At 71.3% G+C, this 26,782-nt stretch carries 21 protein-coding genes; 7 read left to right on the top strand and 14 right to left on the bottom strand.

The genetic code is table 11. From position 1 onward, the window contains the following. Nucleotides 1-380: 380 nt before the first annotated feature. From ACFWBN_RS15515 to thyX, 3 genes are all read right to left on the bottom strand, one after another. On the bottom strand, nucleotides 381-2,066 hold the full coding sequence (locus ACFWBN_RS15515) for a ribonuclease J (RefSeq protein ID WP_385176595.1): 1,686 nt from the start codon (nucleotides 2,064-2,066) through the stop codon (nucleotides 381-383). Between the two features lie 114 nt (nucleotides 2,067-2,180). Beyond that, complete coding sequence (dapA, locus tag ACFWBN_RS15510) at nucleotides 2,181-3,080, bottom strand: 4-hydroxy-tetrahydrodipicolinate synthase (RefSeq protein WP_385176592.1); 900 nt, start codon at nucleotides 3,078-3,080, stop codon at nucleotides 2,181-2,183. Nucleotides 3,081-3,281: 201 nt separating this feature from the next. Next, nucleotides 3,282-4,022 (bottom strand): FAD-dependent thymidylate synthase, encoded by a 741-nt coding sequence (thyX, locus tag ACFWBN_RS15505; RefSeq protein WP_385176589.1) that lies wholly within the window; start codon nucleotides 4,020-4,022, stop codon nucleotides 3,282-3,284. Between the two features lie 215 nt (nucleotides 4,023-4,237). Here thyX and ACFWBN_RS15500 point away from each other — a divergent pair, with 215 nt between their 5' ends. Beyond that, nucleotides 4,238-4,477 (top strand): hypothetical protein, encoded by a 240-nt coding sequence (locus tag ACFWBN_RS15500; protein ID WP_385176586.1) that lies wholly within the window; start codon nucleotides 4,238-4,240, stop codon nucleotides 4,475-4,477. Between the two features lie 48 nt (nucleotides 4,478-4,525). Then, on the top strand, nucleotides 4,526-5,086 hold the full coding sequence (locus ACFWBN_RS15495) for a PH domain-containing protein (protein ID WP_385176584.1): 561 nt from the start codon (nucleotides 4,526-4,528) through the stop codon (nucleotides 5,084-5,086). 37 nt (nucleotides 5,087-5,123) lie between these two features. Here ACFWBN_RS15495 and ACFWBN_RS15490 read toward each other — a convergent pair whose 3' ends face one another. The 6 genes from ACFWBN_RS15490 to eccD all read right to left on the bottom strand — a co-directional run bounded on the left by ACFWBN_RS15490 (nucleotide 5,124) and on the right by eccD (nucleotide 12,270). Next, nucleotides 5,124-5,576 carry a hypothetical protein gene (locus ACFWBN_RS15490; protein ID WP_385176581.1) on the bottom strand — a complete coding sequence of 151 codons (453 nt, stop codon included), beginning with the start codon at nucleotides 5,574-5,576 and terminating at the stop codon, nucleotides 5,124-5,126. Between the two features lie 14 nt (nucleotides 5,577-5,590). Beyond that, nucleotides 5,591-6,343, bottom strand: coding sequence for a 4-hydroxy-tetrahydrodipicolinate reductase (gene dapB, locus ACFWBN_RS15485; protein WP_385176578.1), 753 nt, complete (start codon nucleotides 6,341-6,343; stop codon nucleotides 5,591-5,593). A gap of 26 nt (nucleotides 6,344-6,369) precedes the next feature. Next, nucleotides 6,370-7,752 (bottom strand): M16 family metallopeptidase, encoded by a 1,383-nt coding sequence (locus tag ACFWBN_RS15480; protein WP_385176575.1) that lies wholly within the window; start codon nucleotides 7,750-7,752, stop codon nucleotides 6,370-6,372. Then, nucleotides 7,749-9,971, bottom strand: coding sequence for a polyribonucleotide nucleotidyltransferase (locus ACFWBN_RS15475; RefSeq protein ID WP_385176615.1), 2,223 nt, complete (start codon nucleotides 9,969-9,971; stop codon nucleotides 7,749-7,751). The genes ACFWBN_RS15480 and ACFWBN_RS15475 overlap by 4 nt, the downstream gene beginning before the upstream one ends. 333 nt (nucleotides 9,972-10,304) lie before the next feature. Then, a complete protein-coding gene (gene rpsO, locus ACFWBN_RS15470; protein ID WP_031143997.1) occupies nucleotides 10,305-10,592 on the bottom strand; it encodes a 30S ribosomal protein S15 in 288 nt (95 codons plus the stop codon). 172 nt (nucleotides 10,593-10,764) lie between these two features. Then, nucleotides 10,765-12,270 (bottom strand): type VII secretion integral membrane protein EccD, encoded by a 1,506-nt coding sequence (gene eccD, locus ACFWBN_RS15465; protein ID WP_385176572.1) that lies wholly within the window; start codon nucleotides 12,268-12,270, stop codon nucleotides 10,765-10,767. A 196-nt stretch (nucleotides 12,271-12,466) separates the two neighbouring features. On the opposite strand from eccD, the gene eccCa reads away from it, so the two are divergent. Beyond that, nucleotides 12,467-16,417, top strand: coding sequence for a type VII secretion protein EccCa (gene eccCa, locus ACFWBN_RS15460; RefSeq protein ID WP_385176569.1), 3,951 nt, complete (start codon nucleotides 12,467-12,469; stop codon nucleotides 16,415-16,417). A 76-nt stretch (nucleotides 16,418-16,493) separates the two neighbouring features. After that, nucleotides 16,494-16,739 carry a DUF397 domain-containing protein gene (locus tag ACFWBN_RS15455; protein WP_327264736.1) on the top strand — a complete coding sequence of 82 codons (246 nt, stop codon included), beginning with the start codon at nucleotides 16,494-16,496 and terminating at the stop codon, nucleotides 16,737-16,739. A 131-nt stretch (nucleotides 16,740-16,870) separates the two neighbouring features. On the opposite strand, the gene ACFWBN_RS15450 is transcribed toward ACFWBN_RS15455, so the two are convergent. The 4 genes from ACFWBN_RS15450 to eccB form a co-directional block, all read right to left on the bottom strand. Continuing rightward, on the bottom strand, nucleotides 16,871-17,179 hold the full coding sequence (locus tag ACFWBN_RS15450; protein ID WP_385176565.1) for a WXG100 family type VII secretion target: 309 nt from the start codon (nucleotides 17,177-17,179) through the stop codon (nucleotides 16,871-16,873). 45 nt (nucleotides 17,180-17,224) lie between these two features. Next, nucleotides 17,225-17,563 (bottom strand): WXG100 family type VII secretion target, encoded by a 339-nt coding sequence (locus tag ACFWBN_RS15445; protein ID WP_385176562.1) that lies wholly within the window; start codon nucleotides 17,561-17,563, stop codon nucleotides 17,225-17,227. Between the two features lie 215 nt (nucleotides 17,564-17,778). Continuing rightward, nucleotides 17,779-19,035, bottom strand: a complete 1,257-nt coding sequence (mycP, locus tag ACFWBN_RS15440) for a type VII secretion-associated serine protease mycosin (RefSeq protein ID WP_385176559.1) — start codon at nucleotides 19,033-19,035, stop codon at nucleotides 17,779-17,781. Nucleotides 19,036-19,046: 11 nt separating this feature from the next. Next, nucleotides 19,047-20,636 (bottom strand): type VII secretion protein EccB, encoded by a 1,590-nt coding sequence (eccB, locus tag ACFWBN_RS15435; RefSeq protein ID WP_385176556.1) that lies wholly within the window; start codon nucleotides 20,634-20,636, stop codon nucleotides 19,047-19,049. A 274-nt stretch (nucleotides 20,637-20,910) separates the two neighbouring features. Here eccB and eccE point away from each other — a divergent pair, with 274 nt between their 5' ends. The 3 genes from eccE to ACFWBN_RS15420 all read left to right on the top strand — a co-directional run bounded on the left by eccE (nucleotide 20,911) and on the right by ACFWBN_RS15420 (nucleotide 25,710). Then, nucleotides 20,911-22,188 carry a type VII secretion protein EccE gene (gene eccE, locus ACFWBN_RS15430; RefSeq protein ID WP_385176553.1) on the top strand — a complete coding sequence of 426 codons (1,278 nt, stop codon included), beginning with the start codon at nucleotides 20,911-20,913 and terminating at the stop codon, nucleotides 22,186-22,188. After that, nucleotides 22,185-22,883, top strand: a complete 699-nt coding sequence (locus ACFWBN_RS15425) for a hypothetical protein (RefSeq protein ID WP_385176550.1) — start codon at nucleotides 22,185-22,187, stop codon at nucleotides 22,881-22,883. Before eccE ends, ACFWBN_RS15425 begins: the two co-directional genes overlap by 4 nt. Before the next feature lie 187 nt (nucleotides 22,884-23,070). Beyond that, on the top strand, nucleotides 23,071-25,710 hold the full coding sequence (locus tag ACFWBN_RS15420) for an SCO5717 family growth-regulating ATPase (RefSeq protein WP_385176547.1): 2,640 nt from the start codon (nucleotides 23,071-23,073) through the stop codon (nucleotides 25,708-25,710). Between the two features lie 82 nt (nucleotides 25,711-25,792). Here the strand turns inward: ACFWBN_RS15420 and ACFWBN_RS15415 are convergent, their stop codons facing one another. After that, nucleotides 25,793-26,749, bottom strand: coding sequence for a bifunctional riboflavin kinase/FAD synthetase (locus ACFWBN_RS15415; RefSeq protein WP_385176543.1), 957 nt, complete (start codon nucleotides 26,747-26,749; stop codon nucleotides 25,793-25,795). Nucleotides 26,750-26,782: the final 33 nt, after the last annotated feature.

Here is a 26,782-nt window from a genome sequence, read left to right as displayed (position 1 = left end):
CCTCTCGGGCTTTCCTCCGGGCTTTCGTTCTGTTCTTGCGTTTCCGACTCTATCAGAGTCAGTCTCGCTTGCTTTCCAGGTTCTTCGCTTTCGCGCTTTCCCTTTCCGGCGGTTCCGACTCTATCAGATTCTTTTCCGTCCCTGCTTCCTGAAGAAGCGGTTGGATTGGAATTCCGATGGCCTTCGGGGGGCCTTTCCCTTTCGGGTGGATCAGACTTTATCAGGTCTCCCTGAGTGCTGATTCCCACCCGCCCACGCGACAGGTACAGGCACACGTGTGTGCCCGGGTGTCGTGCGGGGTGGAGACGTAAACGTACTGGAGCGGGGCCCCCGGATGCAAATCCGGTTGCCCCGCTCCGGTGAGGTCGCTACGGCGAGGGTCAGACCTCGACGACGACCGGGAGGATCATCGGGCGGCGGCGGTAGCTGTCCGAGACCCACTTGCCCATCGTGCGGCGGATGAGCTGCTGGATCTGGTGCGGCTCGGCCACGCCGTCCGAGGCGGCGCGGGCGATGGCCTCCTCGATCTTCACGATGACCGGGCCGAAGGCCGAGTCATCGATGCCGGAGCCGCGGGCCTGGATGTTCGGGCCGCTGACGACCTTGCCCGTGGAGCTGTCGACCACGACGTAGACCGAGATGATGCCCTCGTCGCCGAGGATCTTGCGGTCCTTGAGGTGGACTTCCGTGACGTCGCCGACCGAGAGGCCGTCCACGTACACGTAGCCGGCCTGGACCTTGCCGGAGATCCGGGCCTTGCCGTCGATCAGGTCGACGACGACGCCGTCCTCGGCGATGACGATGCGGTCCTTCGGGACGCCCGTCATGGCACCGAGCTCGGCGTTGGCGCGCAGGTGGCGCCATTCGCCGTGGACCGGCATCAGGTTCCGCGGCTTGCAGATGTTGTAGAAGTACAGCAGCTCGCCGGCGGAGGCGTGGCCCGAGACGTGGACCTTGGCGTTGCCCTTGTGGACGACGTTGGCGCCCCAGCGGGTCAGGCCGTTGATCACGCGGTAGACCGCGTTCTCGTTGCCCGGGATCAGGGACGACGCCAGGATCACGGTGTCGCCGGGGACGATCCGGATCTGGTGGTCGCGGTTCGCCATGCGGGACAGGGCCGCCATCGGCTCGCCCTGGGAACCCGTGCAGACCAGGACGACCTCGTGGGCCGGCAGGTCGTCGAGGGTCTTGACGTCCACGACGAGGCCCGGCGGGACCTTCAGGTAGCCCAGGTCACGGGCGATGCCCATGTTGCGGACCATCGAGCGGCCGACGAAGGCGACCCGGCGGCCGTATTCGTGGGCGGCGTCGAGGATCTGCTGGATGCGGTGCACGTGGCTGGCGAAGCTGGCCACGATGATCCGGTTGTGGGCGTTCGCGAAGACCGTGCGCAGCACGTTGGAGATCTCGCGCTCCGGCGGGACGAAGCCCGGGACCTCGGCGTTCGTCGAGTCCGAGAGGAGGAGGTCGATGCCCTCTTCGCTCAGGCGCGCGAAGGCGTGCAGGTCGGTGAGGCGCTTGTCCAGCGGGAGCTGGTCCATCTTGAAGTCGCCGGTGGCGACGACCAGGCCCGCGGGGGTCCTGATCGCGACGGCCAGGGCGTCGGGGATGGAGTGGTTGACCGCGATGAACTCGCAGTCGAAGGGGCCCAGGTTCTCGCGCTCGCCTTCCTTCACCTCGAGGGTGTAGGGGCGGATGCGGTGCTCCTGGAGCTTCGCCTCGATGAGGGCCAGCGTCAGCTTGGAGCCGATCAGCGGGATGTCCGGCTTCTCCCGGAGGAGGTAGGGGACGGCGCCGATGTGGTCCTCGTGGCCGTGCGTGAGCACGATGCCGTCGATGTCGTCGAGGCGATCCCGGATGGACGAGAAGTCCGGCAGGATCAGGTCGATGCCCGGCTGCTCCTCTTCGGGGAAGAGGACGCCGCAGTCGACGATCAGCAGGCGGCCGTCGAACTCGAAGACGGTCATGTTGCGGCCGATCTCGCCGAGACCACCCAGGGGGGTGACTCGCAGGCCGCCCTTGGGCAGCTTGGGCGGCGGACCGAGTTCCGGATGCGGATGGCTCAAAAGTCTCTCCTCACCACGCGCGCCACGTACCTCGTAAGGCACGTGGCGCGCATGTCATTCGTGCACTTGCTGTTGTCTGTTTTGATCGTGCTTATTCAGTTGTGAAGTCTGTTGTCAGAGCTGTACCCCGCCGGCCGCAAGATCGATCTTGAGCTGGGCCGTCTCTTCGGCGGTCAGCTCGATCAGCGGGAGCCGCAGCGGGCCCGCGGGCAGGCCCTGCAGGTTCAGGGCGGCCTTGGTGGTCATCACGCCCTGGGTGCGGAACATGCCGGTGAAGATCGGGAGCAGCTTCTGGTGGATCTCGGCGGCCTTCTGGACGTCTCCGCCCTGGTGCGCCTCCAGCATGGCGCGCAGGTCGGGGGTGACCACGTGGCCGACCACGGAGACGAAGCCGACCGCGCCGACCGACAGGAGCGGCAGGTTCAGCATGTCGTCGCCCGAGTACCAGGCCAGGCCGCTCTGCGCGATGGCCCAGCTGGCGCGGCCGAGGTCGCCCTTGGCGTCCTTGTTGGCCACGATACGGGGGTGCTCGGCCAGCCGGACGAGAGTTTCCGTCTCGATCGGGACACCGCTGCGGCCGGGGATGTCGTAGAGCATGACCGGCAGCCCGGTGGCGTCGGCGATCGCCGTGAAGTGCCGGTAGAGGCCCTCCTGCGGCGGCTTGCTGTAGTAGGGGGTCACGGCCAGCAGGCCGTGGGCGCCGGTGGCCTCGGCCTGGCGGGCCAGCTCGAGGGTGTGGCGGGTGTCGTTCGTGCCGATCCCGGCGACCACGTGGGCGCGGTCTCCGACGGCTTCGAGGACGGCTCGTACGAGGTCGTTTTTCTCCGCGTCGGTGGTGGTCGGCGACTCACCGGTGGTGCCGTTGATGATCAGGCCGTCGTTGCCTGCGTCCACCAGGTGGACGGCGAGCTGCTGCGCGCCGTCGAGGTCGAGAGTGCCATCCGCCGCGAAGGGCGTGATCATGGCGGTGAGGACCCGCCCGAAGGGGGTCTGCGGAGTCGAGATCGGAGCCATGGGTAACACGCTACTCGCTGCCATGCTCGCGGTGTCCCCTCGGGGGACGTCAACAGAGTGTTGGACGCCGGCACTGCCTGCTCGGGGGTTCAAGCAGTGCCGGGTCCGTTTGATCAGCCTAGATGAACTTTACGAAACGTCGCAATACGGACACTTAGGACTTGACTCCGCACATCTGTACGTCGCACTCGTACCTGGCCCTTACGGGGCAACGCGCCCGTTGGCGTTGTAGGCCGCGTACGTGAGCGGCATGAGCTTCGCCCAGTGCTGCTCCATCTTCTCGCCGACCATCTCGATCTCCCGCTGGGGGAAGGACGGAACGGCCGCGAGCTCGTGCTGCGTACGGAGGCCGAGGAAGTGCATCAGCGACCGGGCGTTGCAGGTGGCGTACATCGAGGAGAAAAGTCCGACGGGCAGGACCGAACGGGCAACCTCCCGGGCGACGCCCGCGGCGAGCATCTCCTGGTAGGCCTCGTAGGCCTGGCGGTACGAGTCCTCCATGACGCGGCCGGTCAGCTCCTGCTGGGCCTCGGTGCCCTCGACGAAGACGTACTTGCCCGGGCGGCCCTCCTGGACGAGCTTGCGCTCGGCGTCCGGGACGTAGAAGACGGGTTCGAGCTCCCTGTAGCGGCCCGATTCCTCGTTGTAGGACCAGCCGACCCGGTGACGCATGAACTCCCGGAACACGAAGATCGGGGCGCTGATGAAGAACGTCATCGAGTTGTGCTCGAACGGGCTGCCGTGGCGGTCCCGCATCAGGTAGTTGATGAGGCCCTTGGAACGCTCCGGGTCCTTCTGCAGCTCTTCCAGGGACTGCTCGCCGGCCGTGGAGACCCGGGCGGCCCACAGCACGTCGGAGTCGGCGGCGGAGTGCTTCACCAGCTCCACCGTCACATCACTGCGGAAGCTGGGTTTCAGATCTGAAGCGGCGTTCTCGCTCACCGGGGGGTCCTTCCAAACGTGCGTCCTGGGGCGCGCCCACTCTACGGCGCTTCCGGCCGCTCCCGGCGCAGACTCCTGGCGCGGCCCGGCCGCGCGGACAGCTGACGCACAGCCATGAAATTTGGTTAATGTCCCGAAATCCGGCACCGATTGGGCGGTTCGAACGTCCTACCTGATGGCAACCACTGATCGTGAAGAGTGAGGAGCGTCCCTTCATGTTTCGCCGGCGCGAGCCCGTCCCGTTCGCCTTCGTCGCCGAGGCCGACCGTTTCCGAAGCAACGTCACTCCGCCGCCGCGCGAGAGTCTGAGCAAGACGCAGATCGCCGCCCGTAGTCTGGTCGGGCTGACCGTGGTTGCGGGGCTCGCCGGCTCGCTGCTCTTCGGGATGCCCGCGCTGGAGCCCAGCAAGGCACCGACGAAGTCGCAGCAGTCGGAGGCGTCCGAGGGGCGGTAGCCTCACGGTCACAGCCCAACCGAACGTGCATGTGAGTGAGGTCCAGCCGTGCCCCTGCCCTTCCTGACGGCCGACGGCGTGTCCGACGCGGGTGACGACGGCGACGAGGCGCTGGCCCACGTCGACCACGACCGCTGGCGGCGGCCCTACCGGCCGGGTCCCTGGCGGGTGGCCGGCGCCGCTCTGCTGCTCCTGCTGTCCGCCTTCATGCTGCTGGCGACGATGATCGTCGCCTTCGCGGGCGCCTCGGCCGGGGCCGTGGTCTGCCTGGTCGCCGCGCTCGCCGTCGTCGGATCGGCGGTGCAGTTGCTGCGTGCGGGCGTCTGGGTGAGCCGTACGGGGCTGCGCCGGGTGGGGTTCTTCCGGACCCGCTCGATCGCGTGGAGCGAGATCGCCGAGCTGCGGACGGTGCAGCAGCCGGTGCGCTGGCTCGGTCTGCCGCGGACCGTACAGGGGCAGGCCCTGACGGTGGCCGGGCACGGCGGCGCGGAGCTGCCGGTGCTGCTGACCGACCACAACGCCGATTTCCTGTCGCGGGCCGAGGCCTTCGACCGGGCCGCCGACGAGGTCGGGGCCTGGGCCGACGAGTACCGGCCCGTGCCCGCCTGAGTCGTCCGACGGCCCGCGCCGGAAGCCCGTACAGGTGTCAGACCTGTGCGGGCTCCTTGCCGTGCAGGGCGATCGCCCGCTGCATGGCCTTGCGGGCCCGCGGGGTGTCGCGGGCGTCGTGGTAGGCGACCGCGAGGCGGAACCAGGTGCGCCAGTCGCCCGGCGCGTCCTCGGTCTCGGCCTTGCGGCGCGCGAAGACCTCGTCGGCGGAGTCCCGCAGGATCCGGCCGTACCGGTCCCGTTCGAGTTCGTCGACGGGGAGTCCGCCCTCGTTCTCCAGCTCGGCTCCGAGCTGGTTGGCCTTCGTGACGAACTGCGTGTTCTTCCACAGGAACCACACGCCGATGACCGGCAGGATCAGCACGGCCACGCCGAAGGTGACGGTGAGCCAGGTGCCGTGCTGGATCAGCAGCAGGCCCCGGCTGCCGACCAGGACGAAGTAGACGACCAGGACGGCGGCCGTGAGGAAGTACGTGATCTTCGCGCGCATCTGAATCAGCCCAGTCAGCCCAGGTCGAGGAAGTGTTCCAGACCGAAGGTGAGGCCCGGGGTCTGCGTCACGCGGCGGGCGCCGAGCAGGATGCCCGGCATGAAGCTGCTGTGGTGCAGGGAGTCGTGACGGATGGTCAGGGTCTCGCCCTCGGCGCCGAGGAGCACCTCCTGATGGGCCAGCAGGCCGCGCAGGCGGACGGCGTGCACCGGGACGCCGTCGACGTTCGCGCCGCGCGCGCCGTCGAGGGCGGTGGCGGTGGCGTCGGGCTGCGGTGCGCAGCCGGCCTCGGCGCGGGCGGCCGCGATGAGCTGCGCCGTACGGGTCGCCGTGCCGGAGGGCGCGTCGACCTTGTTCGGGTGGTGCAGCTCGACGACCTCGACGGACTCGAAGTAGCGGGCGGCCTGCGCGGCGAACTTCATCGTCAGGACGGCGCCGATGGAGAAGTTCGGGGCGATGAGCACGCCGGTCGCCGGGGATCCGGCGAGCCAGGTGTTCAGCTGGGCGAGGCGGTCCTCGGTCCAGCCGGTGGTGCCGACCACTCCGTGGATGCCGTGGCGGACGAGGAACTCCAGGTTCTCCATCACCGAGGCGGGGGTGGTCAGCTCGACCGCGACCTGGGCGCCGGCCTCGGCCAGCGTCTCCAGCTTGTCGCCGCGGCCGAGGGCCGCCACCAGCTCCATGTCGTCGGCGGCCTCGACCGCCTTGACGGCCTCGGAGCCGATGCGGCCCTGAGCGCCGAGGACTGCCACGCGCAGCTTGCTCATGTTGCTTCCTTCATTCGCGTACGGGACTAGGCGACGACGATCTCGTCGAGGCGGGCGGCCTGCTCTTCCTTGAGCGGGCCGATCACCGCGAGCGAGGGCCGCTGGGCCAGTACATCCTGGGCGACCGAGCGGACGTCGTCCGGGGTCACGGCGGCGATCCGGGCCAGCATGTCGTCGACCGACATCTGATCGCCCCAGCAGAGCTCGCTCTTGCCGATGCGGTTCATGATCGCGCCGGTGTCCTCCAGTCCGAGGACGGTGGAGCCGGAGAGCTGGCCGACGGCCCGCTTGATCTCGTCGTCGCTCAGCCCGTCGGTGACGACCTTGTCGAGCTCGTCGCGGCAGATCCGGAGCACGTCGTGGACCTGGTTGGGGCGGCAGCCCGCGTAGACGCCGAAGAGGCCGGTGTCGGCGAAGCCCGAGGTGTACGAGTACACGCTGTAGGCCAGGCCGCGCTTCTCCCGGACCTCCTGGAAGAGGCGGGAGGACATGCCGCCGCCGAGGGCGGTGTTCAGCACGCCGAGCGCCCAGCGGCGCTCGTCGGTGCGGGCCAGGCCGGGCATGCCGAGGACCACGTGGGCCTGCTCGGTCTTGCGGCCCACCAGGTCGACGCGGCCGGCGGTGCGGATGCGCTTGGTGCCGGAGCGCGGGCCGATCGGCTCGGCGTCGGTGCGGGTCAGCGCACCGGCCTGCTCGAAGGCGGCGCGGACCTGGCGGACGACCTTGTTGTGGTCGATGTTGCCGGCGGCGGCGACGACCAGGTGCCTCGGGTCGTAGTGCTTCTTGTAGAAGCGGCGGATCCGGTCGGCGGTGAGGGCGTTGATCGTGTCGACGGTGCCCAGGACGGGACGGCCCAGCGGGGTGTCGCCGTACATGGTCTGCGCGAACAGGTCGTGGACCATGTCGCCCGGGTCGTCCTCGGTCATCGCGATCTCTTCGAGGATGACTCCGCGCTCGGCGTCGACGTCCTCCTCGCGGATCAGCGAGCCGGTGAGCATGTCGCAGACCACGTCGATGGCGAGCGGCAGGTCGGTGTCGAGTACCCGGGCGTAGTAGCAGGTGTACTCCTTCGCCGTGAAGGCGTTCATCTCGCCGCCGACCGCGTCGATCGCGGAGGAGATGTCGAGGGCGCTGCGCTTGTGCGTGCCCTTGAAGAGGAGGTGCTCCAGGTAGTGCGTGGCGCCGTTCAGCGTGGGCGTCTCGTCGCGGGAGCCGACGTGCGCCCAGATGCCGAAGGTGGCGGAGCGGACGGAGGGCAGCGTCTCGGTGACGATGCGCAGTCCGCCGGGGAGGACCGTGCGCCGGACGGTGCCGATGCCGTTGCTCCCCTTGAGGAGGGTTTGGGTACGGGCGACGGCCCGCCCCTCCGAAGAGGGGCGGGCCGTCACACGGGAACTACGCGACATCACTTGTCGGAGTCGTCCTTGTCAGCGTCGTCGCCGGCGGCCTCGCCGTCGATCACGGGGATCAGGGAGAGCTTGCCGCGCTGGTCGATCTCGGCGATCTCCACCTGGACCTTGGTGCCGACCGCGAGCACGTCCTCGACGTTCTCCACGCGCTTGCCACCGGCGAGCTTGCGGATCTGCGAGATGTGCAGCAGGCCGTCCTTGCCGGGCATCAGGGAGACGAAGGCACCGAAGGTGGTGGTCTTGACGACCGTACCCAGGTAGCGCTCGCCGACCTCCGGCATGGTCGGGTTGGCGATCGAGTTGATCGTGGCGCGGGCGGCCTCGGCGGCCGGGCCGTCGGCGGCACCGATGTAGATGGTGCCGTCGTCCTCGATCGTGATCTCGGCGCCGGTGTCCTCCTGGATCTGGTTGATCATCTTGCCCTTGGGGCCGATGACCTCGCCGATCTTGTCCACGGGGATCTTGACGGTGATGATCCGGGGGGCGAACGGGGACATCGCGTCCGGCGTGTCGATCGCTTCCATCATCACGTCGAGGATGTGGAGGCGGGCGTCGCGGGCCTGCGTGAGGGCCGCGGCCAGGACGGAGGCCGGGATGCCGTCCAGCTTGGTGTCGAGCTGGAGGGCGGTGACGAACTCCTTGGTGCCGGCGACCTTGAAGTCCATGTCGCCGAAGGCGTCCTCCGCACCGAGGATGTCGGTGAGGGCGACGTAGTGCGTCTTGCCGTCGATCTCCTGGGAGATCAGGCCCATGGCGATACCGGCGACGGGGGCCTTGAGGGGCACACCGGCGTTCAGCAGCGACATGGTGGAGGCGCAGACCGAGCCCATGGACGTCGAACCGTTGGAGCCGAGGGCCTCGGACACCTGACGGATCGCGTAGGGGAACTCCTCGCGGGTCGGGAGGACCGGCACGATCGCGCGCTCGGCGAGCGCGCCGTGGCCGATCTCGCGGCGCTTCGGCGAACCGACGCGGCCGGTCTCGCCGACGGAGTACGGCGGGAAGTTGTAGTTGTGCATGTAGCGCTTGCGGGTCACCGGGGAGAGGGTGTCCAGCTGCTGCTCCATGCGGAGCATGTTGAGGGTGGTGACGCCCAGGATCTGGGTCTCGCCACGCTCGAACAGCGCCGAGCCGTGCACGCGCGGGATGGCCTCGACCTCGGCGGCGAGGGTACGGATGTCCGTGAGCCCGCGGCCGTCGATGCGGACCTTGTCCTTGATGACGCGCTCGCGGACCAGGGCCTTGGTCAGGCTGCGGTACGCGGCGGAGATCTCCTTCTCGCGGCCTTCGAAGGCCGGGAGGAGCTTCTCGGCGGCGATCTCCTTGACGCGGTCCAGCTCGGCCTCGCGGTCCTGCTTGCCCGCGATGGTCAGCGCCTGGGAGAGGTCGCCCTTGACGGCGGCCGCGAGGGCCTCGTACACGTCGTCCTGGTAGTCCAGGAAGACCGGGAACTCGCCCTCGGGCTTGGCGGCCTTGGCGGCCAGGTCGGCCTGGGCCTTGCAGAGGACCTTGATGAACGGCTTCGCGGCGTCGAGACCCGCGGCGACGATCTCCTCGGTCGGCGCCTGGGCGCCGCCCTTGACGAGGGCGATGGTCTTCTCGGTGGCCTCGGCCTCGACCATCATGATCGCGACGTCGCCGTCCTCCAGGACGCGGCCCGCGACGACCATGTCGAAGACGGCGTCCTCGAGCTCGGTGTGCGTCGGGAAGGCCACCCACTGGCCGCGGATCAGCGCGACGCGGACGCCGCCGATCGGGCCGGAGAAGGGCAGGCCGGCCAGCTGGGTGGACGCGGACGCGGCGTTGATCGCGACGACGTCGTACAGGTGGTCCGGGTTGAGCGCCATGATCGTGGCGACGACCTGGATCTCGTTGCGCAGGCCCTTCTTGAAGGACGGGCGCAGCGGGCGGTCGATCAGGCGGCAGGTGAGGATCGCGTCCTCGGAGGGGCGGCCTTCGCGGCGGAAGAAGGAACCGGGGATCTTGCCGGCCGCGTACTGGCGCTCCTCGACGTCCACCGTCAGGGGGAAGAAGTCGAGCTGGTCCTTGGGCTTCTTCGACGCGGTGGTGGCGGAAAGCACCATCGTGTCGTCGTCCAGGTAGGCAACGGCGGAGCCGGCGGCCTGGCGGGCCAGACGGCCCGTCTCGAAGCGGATGGTGCGGGTGCCGAAGGAACCGTTGTCAATGACGGCCTCGGCGTAGTGGGTCTCGTTCTCCACTAGCGTTTTCTCCATTTTCGTCGTCTCCGTCCGCGGCCCGTGTGGCGGCGGACGGTTGCGGAGAAGCGCTCCTGGCCTGGGGGCCGGTCTTCGATCGAAGCATCCGGTTCGGTGCCCGCTGGGGCATTCCGGGTGCCACTACCGAGGACCGGCGGCGTAGGGAGGGCGCTCCTCCTCTTCAGTTGTGCACGTCTTCGTACGTCATGCGTGACGTCTTGCGTCTTCTCCGACGTACACGTGCGTCCGTTCCAGACTACAAAGGGTCCGGTCCGGTCCGCACGTACAGCAAAGGGAGCGGCCCCCGGATGTGGGAACCGCTCCCTTCACGGCGTGTTACTTGGCGCCGGCCGCACCGCGGCGGATGCCGAGGCGCTCCACCAGCGTACGGAAGCGCTGGATGTCCTTCTTGGCCAGGTACTGCAGCAGGCGGCGACGCTGGCCGACCAGGATGAGCAGACCACGACGGGAGTGGTGGTCGTGCTTGTGCGTCTTCAGGTGCTCGGTCAGGTCCGAGATGCGGCGGGAGAGCATCGCGACCTGGACCTCGGGAGAGCCGGTGTCGCCCTCCTTGGCACCGAACTCGCTGATGATCTGCTTCTTCGTAGCGGCGTCGAGCGGCACGCGTACTCCTCGTATCAGGTCTTCTTTGCCACCGAGTGCCCCAGGTCTGAGTCTCTGGGGAGCTTCCGTAACTCGGGAGGCGGGGTCCGCTGAGCGCAGCTCCCAGAGGATTCCGGGGGCGCGTACACAAACGGCCGTCACCCAGCGTACCAGGCTGCCGCTGCCCCCTGTCTCAGCTGGTGAGAGCCCGAACCCGGGAGTACACGTCCAGCACGGCCAGGGTCAGCGGGACCAGGCTGAGCAGGACCGCGGCCTCGGTGAGGTCGAGGAGTCGCCCCCAGAAGGGTGACAGACCCTTGCGGGGAATGACCAGCGCAATTCCGGTGAGGAGGGCCGCGCCGGCGGCGACCGCGGCGGTCAGCCAGATGGTACGGAGCTCCAGGCCGCTGTGATCCTGCTTCAGGACCAGGGCTTCGAGCAGGTCCATCGGCGGGTGCAGGGCCAGGCCCAGGATCAGCAGGGCGATGGCGACGAGGCCGGCGGCCAGGGCGCAGACGACCTGGGAGGTGTAGCGGAAGAGCCGGGCGCGCAGCAGCATGGCGAGGCCGGTGGTGAGGGCCAGCAGGCGGCCCCACGTGTTGTCGGAGAAGCCGAGGACGGCGGAGGCGCCGACGGCGACCGCGGCGCAGCCGCCGACGAGGCCGAGGAGCATCTCGTGGCCGCGGCGGGCCTGGGCGGCGATCTGCTCGGCGTCGAGCGGGGTGCCCTGCTCGAGCTGGTCGGAGCCGGGCTGGTCACCGTACGGCTCGGTTTCGTAGCGGTCCGGGGTCTCGTAGTCCTCGGTGGCGCTCTGCGGTGCGGCGTAGCCGATGGGCAGGCGGGCGAAGCGGGCGGAGAGGCCGGGCAGGAAGGCGACGAGGCCGATGGCGACGGGCGCGCAGACCGCGGCGGCGTCGGTCGCGGAGGCCTCGGTGGCGATGGCCCCGAAGGTGGCCAGGGTGCCGGTGGCCGCGACGAAGGTGGCCGCGACGAAGGGGGCGTCCCCGCTGGGGGTGAGGGCGACCAGGGCGACGGAGGCGATCAGGACGCAGACGCAGCCGAGGAGGAACTGGAGCCGGCCGGGGCCCTGGCCGGCGGCGGGGGCGATGATGCCGGAGCCGGCGATCAGCAGGTGCGGGAGGGCGCCGAGGCCGAGCGCGACGGCGGAGCCGCGGTCGCGGTAGACCCGGGCGCGCACTCCGGCGACGGCGGTGAGCAGGACACCGGTGGCGCCGGCGATGATGCCGGGCAGTCCGTGCATGTCGTGGCGCAGCGGGTCCGCGTACCAGAGGACGAAGCCGAGCATGACGAGGAGCAGGGCGGCGCCGGCCAGGCCCGCGCCGCGCAGCATGTCGTCGCTCCAGCGGTGCCGGTCGCGGACGACGGCGGAGGCGACGGCGTCGGAGACGTCGTCGAAGACCGCGGGCGGCAGGGACTCGGCGAAGGGGCGCAGGCTGAGCACCTCGCCGTCGAGGACCTGCTGGGCGGCGAGCGTGCGCGCGCCGTCGAGGACGGTGCCCGAGCGGCGTACGAGGTGGAAGCCGGTGGGGGCGCCGACGGGCTGGGTCTGGCCGGTGAGGCGCAGCAGCTCGGGGTAGACGTCGGCGACGGCGATGTCCTCGGGGAGGGCGACGTCGATCCGGCTGTCAGGTGCCACGACGGTGACCCTGCAGAAGCCCGTCGTTGCGGCCGTACTCACCTGTGTGACCCCCCTTGTTGCTGTCCGCGGTGGCGGACGATTCGCGGATGCGCATGCTGCGCGCGCCACCCTACCGGGCCAATGCCCGACTGTCGGCAAGTAGGATCACCGTCGCGCGGAGGAGACCCCCTTCGCGCCCGGGACTTGGGGCCGCCGGTTGCGACGTCCCGTCCGTTTTCGAGGGATTGATGCTCCGGTGAGCCAGATCGTCGTCAAACGCCCGCCGCGGTCCCTGCCGCCCGAAGTGCCTTCGGACGAGCTGAGACTGGAGGCTCCTCCGGAACTCCCGCGGGGTCAGCAGGAGGGCATGCTGATGCAGCTCCTGCCGATGCTCGGCATGGGCTCCTCCGTCGTCTTCTTCTTCATGACGCCGATGCCCATCATGCGCATCATGGGCGTGCTGATGCTGGCGTCCACGGTGGGGATGATCATTGCCCAGCTGGTCCGGCACCGCCGGGGTACGCAGGGGCAAATGGCCGATGTGCGCCGGGACTACCTCAAATACCTCGCGCAGACGCGTCGTCAGGTACGCAGGACCGCGCGCGCCCAGCGCGACGCGCAGCTGTATCTGCACCCGGCTCCCGAGCAGTTGTGGTCCGTGGTGGCCGAGGGGTCGCGGCTGTGGGAGCGGCGGGTCGGCGACCAGGACTTCGGGCAGGCCCGGCTCGGGCTGGGCGCGCAGCGCCTGTCGACCGCGCTGGTGGCTCCGGACACGGCGCCCGTGGACGAGCTGGAGCCGCTGACGGCGGGCGCGATGCAGCGCTTCCTGAAGGTGCACTCCTCGCTGGACGGGCTGCCGGTGGCGGTGTCGATCCGGGCGTTCTACCACGTGACGGTGTCGGGCGAGCCGGAGTCGGCGCGCAGCACGGCGCGGGCGCTGGTGGCGCAGCTGGCGACGCTGCACTCCCCCGAGGACCTGATGGTGGCCGTGGTGGCCGCGCCGGGTGCGGTGCCCTCGTGGGACTGGACGAAGTGGCTGCCGCACACGCAGGTCCCGGGGCAGGTCGACGGGGCCGGTACGAAGCGGCTGTTCGGCGATCACCTCGCCGAGCTGGAGGGGCTGCTGGGCCCCCGGCTGGAGGGGCGGCCGCGGTTCAGCCGCGAGGTGTCCCCGGTGCTGGACCAGCCGCACCTGGTGGTGGTGCTCGACGGCGGGATGGTGCCGCCGGACTCCGCGTTCGCGGCGGCCGAGGGCCTGCAGGGCGTGACCATCGTCGAGGTGGTCGCGGGCGAGCTGGACGAGCCGCGCGGCGGGCTGTCGGTCGTGGTGCGTCCTGGCCGGCTGCGCCTGGAGTCGGGCGCGGGCATCGCGTACGAGGGCACCCCGGACACGCTGTCGCTGCCCGCGGCGGAGGCCCTCGCACGGCAGCTGGCGCCGCTGCGCACCGGCGGCGGGGACGAGGACGAGCCGCTGCTGGCCAACCTGGACTTCACGGACCTGCTGAACCTGGGCGACGCGGCCGCGGTGGACGTGGCGCGGACCTGGCGGCCGCGGTCGGCCGGTGAGCGGCTGCGCGTGCCGATCGGTGTCGGCGAGGACGGCGCGCCGGTCATGCTGGACCTCAAGGAGGCCGCGCAGGAGGGCATGGGCCCGCACGGCCTGTGCGTGGGCGCGACCGGTTCCGGCAAGTCGGAGCTGCTGCGCACGCTGGTGCTGGGCCTGGCGGTCACGCACACCTCGGAGACGCTGAACTTCGTACTCGCCGACTTCAAGGGCGGTGCGACCTTCACCGGCATGGGGCAGATGCCGCACGTGGCGGCCGTCATCACGAACCTGGCGGACGACCTCACGCTCGTGGACCGCATGGGCGACTCGATCCGCGGCGAGCTGCAGCGCCGTCAGGAGCTGCTGCGCTCGGCGGGCAACTACGCCAACATCCACGACTACGAGAAGGCCCGCGCGGCCGGCGCCCCGCTGGAGCCGCTGGCCTCGCTGGTGCTGGTCATCGACGAGTTCAGCGAGCTGCTGACGGCGAAGCCCGACTTCATCGACATGTTCATCCAGATCGGCCGCATCGGCCGTTCGCTGGGTGTGCACCTGCTGCTGGCCTCGCAGCGCCTGGAGGAGGGCAAGCTGCGCGGGCTGGACACCTACCTCTCGTACCGGATCGGTCTGCGGACCTTCTCGGCGGCGGAGTCGCGGACCGCGATCGGCGTGCCGGACGCCTACCACCTGCCGTCGGTGCCCGGTTCGGGCTATCTGAAGTTCGGCACGGACGAGATGACCCGTTTCAAGGCGGCGTACGTCTCGGGCACCTACCGCTCGGGCGGGCCGGACCTGTCGGTGGGCCTGTTCCCGGTGGAGCGGCGGCCCGCGCTGTTCACGGCGGTCCCGGTGCCGGTCGTGTACGCGGCCCCGGACCCGGCGTACCTGGCGGCGCAGCCCTCGCGGGAGGACGACGCGCTCGCCGACACGGTGCTGGACGTGATCGTGAGCCGGCTGGAGGGCCAGGGGGTGCCGGCGCACCAGGTGTGGCTGCCGCCGCTCGACCAGGCGCCGCCGCTGGACCAGTTGCTGCCGGCGCTGGCGCCGAGCGCGGAGCGCGGGCTGCACGCGGACGGGTACACGCGGCCCGGCGGGCTCGTCGTACCGCTGGGCCTCATCGACAAGCCGTTCGAGCAGCGGCGCGAGGTGCTGTACCGGGACTTCTCGGGTGCGGCGGGCCACATGATGGTGGTCGGCGGTCCGCAGTCGGGCAAGTCGACGCTGATGCGCACGCTGATCTCCTCGTTCGCGCTCACGCACACCCCGCGCGAAGTGCAGTTCTACGGGCTGGACTTCGGTGGCGGCAGCCTGTCGGCGGTGGCCGAGCTGCCGCACGTGGGCGGGATCGCCTCGCGCCTGGACCCGGAGCGGGTGCGGCGTACGGTCGCGGAGGTGGGGGGCATCCTCAACCGCCGCGAGGAGTTCTTCCGGTCGAACAACATCGACTCGATCGGCACCTACCGGCGCCGGCGGGCCGCGGGCGACCTGCCCGGTGAGCCGTGGGGCGACGTGTTCCTCGTCATCGACGGCTGGGGCAACTTCCGCGGCGAGTACGAGGGCCTGGAGCAGGTCGTCACGGACATCGCGGCCCGCGGTCTGGGCTACGGCATCCACGTGGTGATCACCGCGGCGCGCTACATGGAGGTGCGGGCGGCGCTCAAGGACCAGATGCTGAGCCGGCTGGAGCTGCGGCTCGGCGACGTCATGGACTCCGAGTTCGACCGGAAGGTGGCGGCGAACGTCCCCGCCGGGATGCCGGGCCGGGGCCAGGTGGCGGAGAAGCTGCACTTCCTGGGCGCGCTGCCGCGGATCGACGGCTCGCACGAGTCCGGGGACCTGTCGGAGGCCACGGCGGCCTTCGTGGAGGCCGTGAAGCAGAACTGGGCGGGGCCCGCGGCTCCCGGCGTACGGCTGCTGCCGCGGCTGCTCCACGCCGACCAGCTGCCCAAGGGCGGGGAGCACCCCGGCCGCGGGATCGCGATCGGCATCGACGAGACCGATCTGGAGCCGGTGTTCGTCGACTTCGAGTCGGACCCGTTCCTCCTCGTCTTCGGCGAGAGCGAGTCGGGCAAGACGAACCTGCTGCGGCTCATCGCCCAGCAGATCGCGGAGCGCTACTCGCCGGACCAGGCGCGCCTGGTCGTGGGCGACTACCGGCGCAGCCTGCTCGGGGCGCTGCCGGAGGCGCACCTGCTGGAGTACGCGCCGATGGCGAGCTCCCTGCAGATGCACATGGAGGCGCTGGGCGGGGTGTTCTCGCGCCGGCAGCCGCCGACCGACGTCACTCCGCAGCAGCTGCGCGACCGCAGCTGGTGGACGGGCCCGGACGTGTTCATCATCATCGACGACTTCGACCTGGTGGCCACGAGCCAGGGCAATCCGCTGGCGCCTCTGGTGGAGTTCCTGCCCTTCGCCCGGGACACGGGCGTGCGCTTCATCATCGCGCGGAACTCGGCGGGTGCCTCGCGCTCGATGTACGAGCCGTTCATGCAGCGGATCAAGGAGCTGGGCGCGCAGGGCGTCGTCCTGTCCGGCGACCCGTCCGAGGGCGACCTCGTCGGCAACGTGCGGCCGCGTCCGATGCCGCCGGGCCGGGCGTACTTCGCCACGCGCAGGCGGGGCACCTCGCTGGTGCAGCTGGGGCGGATGCCGGGGATGTGAGGAAAGCTGTCCCCTCGGGGCGCGCAGCGCCGATAATCGGCGGTGAAGACCGCGCCACCGAGGGGAAAGGCCGCACATGGGCACCCAGCAGGAGAAGGACGAGCTGTACGCGCTCGACATCAGCGGCGTGGAGTGGGAAGGTCCGCCCGGGACCAGCCCGGACGAGGAGCGGGTGGAGATCGCCCGGCTGCCCGAGGGTGCGGTGGCGATGCGCTCCTCGCTGGACCGGGACACCGTGCTGCGGTACACGGCCGCCGAGTGGGAGGCCTTCGTACTCGGGGCCCGGGACGGCGAGTTCGACCTGGACCGCCACGAGCCCTGAGGCCCCGTACGACGGGACGCGACGGGACACGACAGGACAGGACACGCGCATACGCCGAAGGGGCGCGCCCGGTGCGGGCGCGCCCCTTCGGCGCGGAACGACCTCCGTACGTGCGACCGTACGGACCGGGCTCAGAAGGCCTCGGTGAACAGGCGCGAGGCCTTCTGGTCGGTGGCGCGGTAGTCGTCCTTGCCGCGCTCGATGAGCTGGGCGACCTGCTCCAGCGTGTTCTTCATGTGGTCGGCCTTGCCCTTGTACTTGGCCTGAAGCTGGATGTACTGGGCGTGCGCCTCACCGTCCCAGGTGTCCGTGACGACCTTCAGCGCCTGGTCCATCGCGGCCAGGTCGTCGACGATCTTCTTGGAGACCTGGCGGATGCGGTTGGCCATCTGCTGGACGCTCTCGTACTGGACCTTGGTGTGGCCGTCAGTACCAGCCATGTTCTTCTCCTTCGCGCTGAGCGGGTTACCGGAAAACGGCGGGGGTCAGATGGAGTTGAGGCCGGAGCCGTTGCCGCCCGCGCTCGCCTGGACGGCCTTGAAGGCCGCGCGCACGTCGTCGTCCTGGGCGTTGCTCAGGTTCTTGGTCTGCGCCACCGCGTTGTGCAGGACTCCGAGGAGGCGGCGGATCTGGTCGTGGTCCTCATTGACCACCGTCTGGGCGCTGACGAAGCCCGAAGCACCCACACCGGTCCAGCCGGCGCTCACCGTGGCGAGGATGTCGGCCAGCTCGCGGGCCTGGGTGGTGACGGCATCGGCCGTTTCGGAGATCTTGGTCTTGGCCTGGACGATCGGATCGTCTGCAAGTCCGAAATTGTTGCTCATCCCGAAGCTCCTCACTTCTCAATTCGCCGGCAGAACCGGCGGATTGCGTGGCGGAGCGGACATGTACCGGCGCGGTTTTGAGCCACGCGCCCGGACGTCCCCCTCCGCTTCACGCGAATCCCCCGATCACAGTCGTGAAGCCTGGTGTCACTCTAGCCAGTTCATCGTCGCGGCCCAACACCGGTGGCCTGCTTCTGTAGATGAACTGTGACCGTTCACTGCAAACGGCGTCGTCGGTTCCGAGCGTCCCGGATGACGGTCGCGGCGCCCGCGATGACGGCGATGAGGACGGCTCCGATGCCGAGAGCGTACGTGCCGAACCGCTCCTCGCGCTCCTGGGCCGTCTCGGTGAGCCGGAGCTCGGCGGCCTCCGGGGCGGCCGCCGGGGGCGGGCCGGGGTCCGGGACGGGGGCCTTGGGGGGCTCGTGGTCCTGGCTGAGGGCGCGCACCGGGTCCACGATGCCCCAGCCGACGTAGTCGTCGCGGCCCTTGACCGAGCGTTCGGCGGTGTTCTGGATCTGCCAGATGATCTGCTGCGGGGTCCAGTCCCCGTGCTTGGCGCGGAGCAGGGCGGCGACCCCGGCGACGTACGGCGCGGAGAAGCTGGTGCCGTTGTCGATGCACTGGCCGAAGCCGGGGACCGTGGAGACCATGTCGACGCCGGGCGCCGCGACCCCGAGGAAGTCGCCGGGCTGGGAGAACTGGGCGCGCTCGTTGTTGCGGTCCGAGGCGCCCACCGCGAGCACGCCGGGGAAGGCGGCGGGGTAGGTCTTGCGCTTCTCGCCGCTCAGGCCGTCGTTGCCCGACGAGGCCACGACCACGACCTTGGCGTCGATGGCCTTCTGGACGGCCTTGCCGAGGTCGGAGTCGGCGGAGAGCGGGACGTCGGTGTCCTGGGAGATGTTGATCACCTGGGCGCCCTTGGACACGGCGTGGTCGATCGCGTCGGCGAGGGACTTGGCGTTGCCCTTGCCCTGCCCGTCGTTCTGCCGGATGGGGATGATCGTGGACTCCGGGGCCAGGCCGACGAAGCCGGTGCCCTCCTGGGGGCGGGCCGCGATCAGTCCGGCGACCTTGGTGCCGTGGCCGACGGTGTCCGTGGTGCCGTCGCCGCCCTTGGGGTCGATGAAGTCCTTGCCGGCGCCGGTGTCGAGGGCGCCGCTGAGCTGCGGGTTCGCCCGGTCCACGCCGGTGTCGATGACGGCGACCCGGACGCTCTTGCCGGCCGCGTCCTTGCCCTTGGTGCTCGCCCAGAGCTCGTCGAGGAGGAGCCGCTGGAGGGCCCAGGGGCGGTCCTCGATCTGCTTCTTCATGGGGAAGGTGCACTCGCCCGCGCCGTCGAGCGGGAAGGCGTACGGGGGCTGCGTCGCGGCGCCGGCGGGCGCGGCCGCGGCCGGCAGGAGGACCGCCGGCGCGGCGAGGGTGAAGGCGGCGGCGAGCAGCGCGCGCCGCCGCCTCGGGAGCTGGGTCATCGGCGGCTTCCTCACGAACCCTGGGGCTGGCGGGCGGAGTTGGTGTCCAGGCGCGGTCCCTTGGAGAGGAAGTCCGACCAGGCCTTGGGCACCATGGCGGGTGTGACTCCCGCGTACCCGAGCCGGATCTGGGCCTGGCTGGGCTCGGGGGCACCGGGCGCGCCGCCGCCCTTCGCCTGCTGGTCGGGGGCGCCGATCTTCGACTGCTCGGCGTCGCTGTCGCCGTTGGCCTGGACGGCGTACCGCAGGCCGGTGTCGGTGACCAGGAAGAGGGAGCCGCCGGCGGTGGTCTGCTTGCCCTGGACCTGGGTGTAGAGCAGGCCCGAGCCGGGGGTGACGTACGCGCTGGTGCCGCTGGCGGTCATGTCGATGGGGAAGCCGGTGCCGGCCCAGGTGCTGAGGGTCTGGCCGCCCTGGGCGTCGACGGAGCGCAGGACGTTGCAGACGGTGTCGCGGTCCTCGGACTCCTTCGCCTGCGCTCCGCCGCCGGCGGCCGGCCCGGCCTGGTTGATCCGATCGGTCTTCTTCTGCGGCCACTTGCGGTCGCCGGCGAAGGGGCCGGGGTCGGGGTTCAGGGACTGGAGGTCGATCTCGCGGGGCTTGCCGTGCATGTTGAGGCCGTCGGTGGCGGGGGCCGAGATCAGCAGCCAGGCGGCGAAGTCGGAGACCGGCGCGACCTTCCCGGGCAGCACCACGTAGTGCTGGGTGCCGGAGCCGGTCTGGGCCATGAGCACCATGCCGACCTTGTTGTCGGCGGTGACCAGGCCCTTGACGTTGGCGGGGTCGCCCGCCTTGCCGGGCAGCTGCGGGAAGGCCAGGTCGTCACCGGAGTTGAGGGTCGCCAGCCACTGCTCGGTGACCTGCTGCGGGGTGGCGCCCGTACCGACGAGGGCGGTGGTCATCGTCCCGGCGGCCGGGGTGCCCTCGGGGAACTTGTACTTGGTGCCCGCCGCGTCGACGAGGTAGCGCTCCTTGCCCGGGCCGGTGCTCTGCACGTACAGCGACTGGGTGTCGGTGAGCCTGCGGGCGTCGTCCGTGAGGTGCGTGTCGCGGTCGGCGAGGACGAAGGTGGCGGTCTGCACGCCGCGCCCGTTGCCGCCCGGCTGCTGGCAGACGGCCCAGCGCTTGGCCTTGGCGGCGTCCGCCTTGGCGGGGAGCCGGTCGGGGGCGTACGGGATGCCGATGATGGGGCCGCGCGGCGGCTTGCCCTGGTCCAGGATCTTGTCCTCGACCTGGATCACCTTGAACTTCGAGGGATCCAGCAGGAGTCGGGCGGAGGCGAGGTTCAGCACCGGGTGCAGCCGGGTCTGGTCCTTGCCGTCCACCTTGGTCGTCAGGACCACGTAGCGGGTCGTCGAGTTCTTGCCCACGATCACCTGGGTGCCCGGCTCCGCCCAGCCCTTGGGGGCCGTCGGCTTGAACATGCCCCAGGCGCCGAAGGCCGCCATCACGACCGCGGCGACGATCAGGCTGGGGAGGACCGCGCGCAGCGGGCGCGGGGCGCCCTCCTCGGTCCCCGTCGCGGACGGCTGGAGGAACGCAGCCACCGTGCGCCGCTTCGCAAAGGTGTACGCGTTGAGCTCATCACGTCGTGATGCCATGACCGCCTGTTTCTCCCCGCACGGCCCGGCCGGTGAGTACGGTCCCCGGGCCTCGATTGTCGGACCGGGCACCTACTATGCCTCTTGACGGACGGTATGCAGGGGCCGGGTAGGGTGAGGCTGCCGCTCAGCACCTCCCGGACTGCAGTATTCAGGGGTCATCAGGGGCATCAGGGCTTGTTGGGGTGGATTTTGGAGATTCCGGGGCCATGCGGCGGGTGTCGCGCGGCGTCGGAACTCACAGGGTCCGCCCCCTGAAAGGGGAGGTGTGCGAGTGGTGGCCACCGCGACGCAGCCGCAGACGGGCGCGGCCGCACCCGCACGGGGCGGGGTGACTCCGCATCCGGAGTCGAGCCCCGGCCGCTTCGGCCCGTTCCGATTGCAACAGCTTGTACTGCTTCAGGTCGCCGTGGCCGGGCTGCTGGCGGCCTGGGTGGTCGACCCGATGCTCCTGGTTCCCGCCGGTGTCCTGGCGCTCGTCCTGGTGGTCCTCGCGGTCGTACGGCGGCACCAGCGATCCCTGCCCGAGTGGATCGGCAGCGCCCTCGCCCTGCGTGCGCGACGGCGCCGGGCCGCCTCGCTGCACGTGCCCGCGGGCACCGAGCCGGGGCTGGCCCCGCTGGTCGAGGCCGATCCGGCGCTGCGCACCCTGACGTTCAGCGACCGGGACCGGCGTCCGGTCGGGATGATCGGCGACGGGACCTTCCTGACCGCGGTCGTCCAGGTGGACACGGACGCCACCGCGCTGCGTCCCGACCGGGGGGCGCGGCCGCTGCCGCTGGCCGTCGTACGGGACATCCTCGAAGTGGACGGCATCCGGCTGGAGTCCGCGCAGCTGGTGCAGCACACCCAGCCGGCGCCCGCCCCGCACCTGCCGGCCCAGTCCATGGCCACGCGCAACTACGCGCCGCTGCAGGCCAAGACGGGGACCCCGGCGGTGCGTTTGACGTGGATCGCCCTCAAGCTCGACCCGGAACTGTGCCCCGAGGCGGTCACCGCGCGCGGTGGCGGGCTGGCGGGTGCCCAGCGGTGCGTGGTGCGGGCGGCGGACCAGCTGGCGAGCCGGCTGACCGGGGCCGGCTTCAAGGCCACCGTGCTCACCGAGCAGGAGCTCACCGCGGCCCTCGCCACCTCCTCGTGCGCGAACCCGATGGCGATCACCCAGGCCGGGCGGTCGGCGAGCACGGGGCGGCGTACGGAGGAGACCCCGCGGACCTGGCGCTGCGACGACCGGCGGCACACCACGTACTGGATAGGCCGCTGGCCCCAGTTGGGCGGCGCGGGAGCGGCGGCGCTGCCGCAGTTCGTGGCGCTGCTGACCTCGCTGCCCGCCCTCGCGACGAACTTCAGCCTGACGCTGGCCCCGGCGGACCGGCACGGCGTGACGCTGACCGGACACGTCCGGGTGACGGGGCGCAGCGACGAGGAACTGGTCGCGGCTCGGCGCGAGTTGGAGCGGACGGCGCGGGGCGTGAAGACCGGGCTGGTCCGGCTCGACCGTGAACAGGTGCCGGGGCTGCTGGCCTCGCTGCCGCTGGGAGGAGCGCGATGAGGGGCGGTTTCGGGCTGGTCGGCCCGCGCCGGGAGCGGCACGTGGTGCCCGCCGCGGACCTGGACGTGCTCGCACTGCCCGTCGGGGACGACGGGGTCGTCATCGGCGTGGACGCCGAGGGGCGCCCGGCGGTGCTCGGCATCAACCGGCCGACGCCGTACGAGGTGACGCTGATCGGCGGTCTGTGGACGGCGCAGGTGCTGGCGTTGCGCGCGGCGGCCACGGGTGCGCGGGTGGCGGTGGAGACCGGGCGCGGGCACGTGTGGTCCGGGCTGGCCCAGGCCGCGGGCGGCGGGCAGCAGTGCGTGACCCTGCACGAGGTGGGCCGGGTGCCGCCGCAGGGCGCCTCGGCCGGCAGCCCGGTGCTGGTGATCCGCGACTGCGGGATGCGGCCGCCGCGCGGGCGCGTGGTGGCCGGACCCTGGCAGTCGGTGCTGACGCTGCTGCCGTACCTGAGCCCGACGGCGCCGCGGCTGCTCCAGCAGTCCTCGCTGGTGGGTGTGCAGCGGGTGTCCCCGGACGAGGCGGAACAGATCGGCCGCCTGATGAACCTCTCGCGGCGGGCCGTGGATTCGCTGCCGACGCTGGGCGACGGCGTGACGCTGTGGTGCACGCCGCGGGACCGGCAGTTCGTGATGACCCAGGGGACGGAAGCGGAAGCGGGCCTGCTGGGAGCGGCGCGCCGCATCGACTGACCCGCCGGCCGCCGTGGCACGGCCCGCCGTGACAGGGGGCAGTATGGAGGTGGCCCGTACCTCGCGCACCGACCGCGCGGGGCCGGGCCGACGGGGGCGGACACGGGTGCCGGGGCGCGATTAGGCTGGGCGTGGCCGCGGCGTCGAGGTGGGCGCCGGACCAGTGTTCGACAGACCAGGAGGACCAGTGAGCGGCGATCGGAACGAGAGGCGCGGCGGGACGTGGGACGTCCCGACGGACGATCAGTCCGACGCGGAGCCCGAGCTGACGGGCGAGTTCACCATCGACTACACCCCGCCGGCCTGGTACACGCAGGGCGCCGCTCCGGCCGCCCAGGTGCCGGGGCTGCCCGAGGGCAGCGGCTTCGAGCCCCACCGCCCGTCGGACGTGGCCTCGCCCCCGACGATGCGGATCGCTCCCCCGGCCCCGCGGACCCCGTCCGACGGCGCGGGCGTGCCCGCCCCTGTGACATCCCCGACACCGATCGAGGCATCCGCCCCGGCTCCGGCCCCGGCGTACCAGACGCCCGTCCCGGTGGAGGCGCCCGCGCCGTCCGAGGCTCCGGCGCCGTTGCCGTTCGATACGTCGGCCCCCGGCTATCCGGTGCCTGCCCCGGTGGAGGCGCGCGCGCCGTTCGAGGCTCCGGCCCCGGCGTATCAGGCGCCTGCTCCGGTCGAGGCACCTGCACCGTTCGAGACGTCGGCCCCCGGCCATCAGGCGCCTGCCCCGGTGGAAGCGCGCGCGCCGTTCGAGGCCCAGGCCCCGGCGTATCAGGCCCCTGCTCCGGTCGAGGCTCCCGCGCCGTTCCAGGCACCGGCGTCCGCACCGTTCGCGACTCCGGCACCCGTCGAGGCCGCGACCCCGGCACCCGCGTATCCGGCCCCCGCCGCGATCGAAGAGCCCGCGCCCTTCGAGACCCCGGCCCCGGCGCCCGTGGAGGGTTCGGCGTCCGCGCCGTTCGCGGCTCCCGCTTCCCTTGAGGCGCCGACGTCCTTCGAGGTGGGCCCGCCGACCCCGGCCGACGGTCCGGCGCCGGTGCAGCAGGTCCCGGCCCCGGTCGAGGCGCCCGCGCCCTTCGAGGTCGCCCCGCCCGCCCCCGTCGACGCCGCGCCGGCGTCCACGCCTCCGGCCCTGGACGCGGCACCGGCCCGGGCCGAGCTGCCCGCGCCCGTGGAGGACGCGGGTCCGGCGCTGGTTCCGGTCCCTGTTCCGGTGCCCGGACCGGTGAGCGGGCCGCACGACACCCCCGCCGAGGGGACGGCCCTGGTGCCGCCCCCCGTTGAGGACGCGGCTCCGCCGGTCAGCCCTTCGGAGGTACCGCACGCCGCCGCGGAGACCCCGTTCGGGGGACCCGGCGGCGAACTGCCGTCGCTGCCGCCCGCGTTCGCGTCCCAGGACCCGTACGCCTTCCAGCCTCCGGCTCCCGCTCCGCCCCAGCCGCAGCACCCGCAGCACGACCCGCGTTCCGCCGGGCAGTGGCCCGTGGGCGCGGAGCAGCACCAGCCGCAGCCCCAGCCCCAGTACCAGCAGCCGCAGCCGCAGCCGCAGTACCAGCAGCCTCAACACCAGCAGCCGCAGCCGCCCCAGCCGCACGACCCCCGCTACTCGGCCGGCCAGACCGGCGGCGGGGCGCCGCTCGGCTACACCGCCGCCGTCGAGCTGTCCTCGGACCGCCTGCTGCGCAACAAGCAGAAGCCCAAGAACAACAACAACGCCGGCGGCGGCCTCTTCCGCTTCGGCGGCAAGGCGGCCGAAGCGGAGCGCCGGCGCAAGCTGGAGCTGATCCGCACCCCGGTCATGTCCTGCTACCGCATCGCCGTCATCAGCCTCAAGGGCGGCGTCGGCAAGACCACGACCACCACCGCCCTCGGCGCCACCCTCGCCACCGAACGCCAGGACAAGATCCTGGCGATCGACGCGAACCCCGACGCCGGCACCCTCGGCCGCCGCGTCCGCCGCGAGACCGGTGCGACGATCCGGGACCTGGTCCAGGCGATCCCGTACCTGCACTCGTACATGGACATCCGGCGGTTCACCTCCCAGGCGCCCTCCGGCCTGGAGATCATCGCCAACGACGTGGACCCGGCCGTCTCGACGACCTTCAACGACGAGGACTACCGCCGCGTCATCGAGACCGTCGGCCGCCAGTACCCGATCGTCCTCACCGACTCGGGCACCGGCCTCCTCTACTCCGCCATGCGCGGCGTCCTGGACCTGGCCGATCAGCTGATCATCATCTCGACCCCGTCCGTGGACGGCGCGAGCAGCGCGAGCACCACGCTCGACTGGCTCTCCGCGCACGGGTACGCGGACCTCGTCTCCCGCTCCCTCACCGTCATCTCGGGGGTCCGCGAGACCAGCAAGATGATCAAGATCGAGGACATCGTCCAGCACTTCGAGACCCGCTGCCGCGGTGTCGTCGTGGTGCCCTTCGACGAACACCTCGCGGCCGGCGCCGAGGTGGACCTCGACATGATGCGCCCCAAGACCCGCGAGGCGTACTTCAACCTCTCCGCCCTGGTGGCCGAGGACTTCGTACGGGCGCAGCAGCAGGCCCCGCAGGGCCACTGGGGAGCGCCTCAGCAGCCCCAGCAGCCTCAGCAACCCCAACAGCCGTACGGACAGGGTCAGGGGCACGGTCAGGGCCAGGGCCAAGGCCAGCCGCAGCCCCCGTACCAGCCGCAGGGTCAGCCGCAACCGCACCCGCAGTCGCAGCCCCCGCAGCAGCCGTACGGCCAGCCCTACCCGCAGCCCGGCCAGCCCTGGCAGCAGCCGCAGGCACCGCAGCACCCGCAGCAGCCCCCGCGCGACCCGCGCCTCGGCTGAGCACCGCGCAACGGGCGAGGGCCCGTACCACCCCGGATCGCTTCACGATCCCCGGGTGGTACGGGCCCTCGCCCGTTGTGGTTCAGCGCGCCATGTCGTAGGCGTCCGTCAGGACCCGCGCCCGCTTGACGTCGTCCGCGATCGCTTCCAGCAGCCCGTCCAGCGACTCGAACTTCGCCATTCCCCGGACGTAGGCGAGGAAGTCGACGGCCACGTGCATCCCGTACAGGTCCAGCCCGATCCGGTCGATCGCGTACGCCTCCACGGTCCGCTCGGTCGCGTCGAACTGCACGTTCGTTCCCACCGAGATCGCCGCGGGCATGCGCTCGCCGCCGGCCGTCAGCCAGCCCGCGTACACCCCGTCCGCCGGGATCGCGGTGTGCGGCTGCGTCTCGACGTTCGCCGTCGGATAGCCGAGCTCGCGCCCGCGCTGCGCACCGCGCACCACCACGCCCTCGACCCGGTGCGGCCGCCCGAGGATCTCGGCCGCGCCCTCCATGTCGCCCTCGGCCACCAGCCGGCGCGCCAGCGTCGAGGAGAACGGCACGCCGCCGCCCGCCTCGCCCCGCTCGACGAGGTCCACGACCTCGACCTCGTAGTCGTAGGTGGAGCCCAGCTCGCGCAGGAAGTCGACGTTCCCGGCGGCCCGGTGGCCGAAGCGGAAGTTCGGGCCCTCGATGACGGCCTTCGCGTGCAGCTTGTCGACGAGCACCTTCACGATGAAGTCGGCCGGGGACAGCTGCGAGAACTCCGCCGTGAAGGGCAGGATCAGCAGCGCGTCCACGCCCAGCCCGGCCATCAGTTCGGCCCGGCGGTCGTACGGGGCCAGGATCGGCGGGTGGCTGCCGGGGCGGACGACCTCGCTCGGGTGCGGGCTGAAGGTGACGACGACGGACGGGACGCCGAGCGCGCGCGCCTTGGCCACGGCCCGTCCGATGATCAGCTGATGACCCCGGTGCACACCGTCGTACGAGCCGATGGTGACGACGCTGCGTCCCCAGTCCTGGGGGATGTCCTCCAAGCCACGCCAGCGCTGCACTGTGACCGCTCCTCGCCCGAACCCGTGTAGGCC

This window comes from Streptomyces sp. NPDC059989 (assembly GCF_042736975.1).
Classification (GTDB): domain Bacteria; phylum Actinomycetota; class Actinomycetes; order Streptomycetales; family Streptomycetaceae; genus Streptomyces.
The sequence above is the reverse complement of the archived record's forward strand: the minus strand, read 5'-3'. Positions and strand labels throughout refer to the sequence as shown.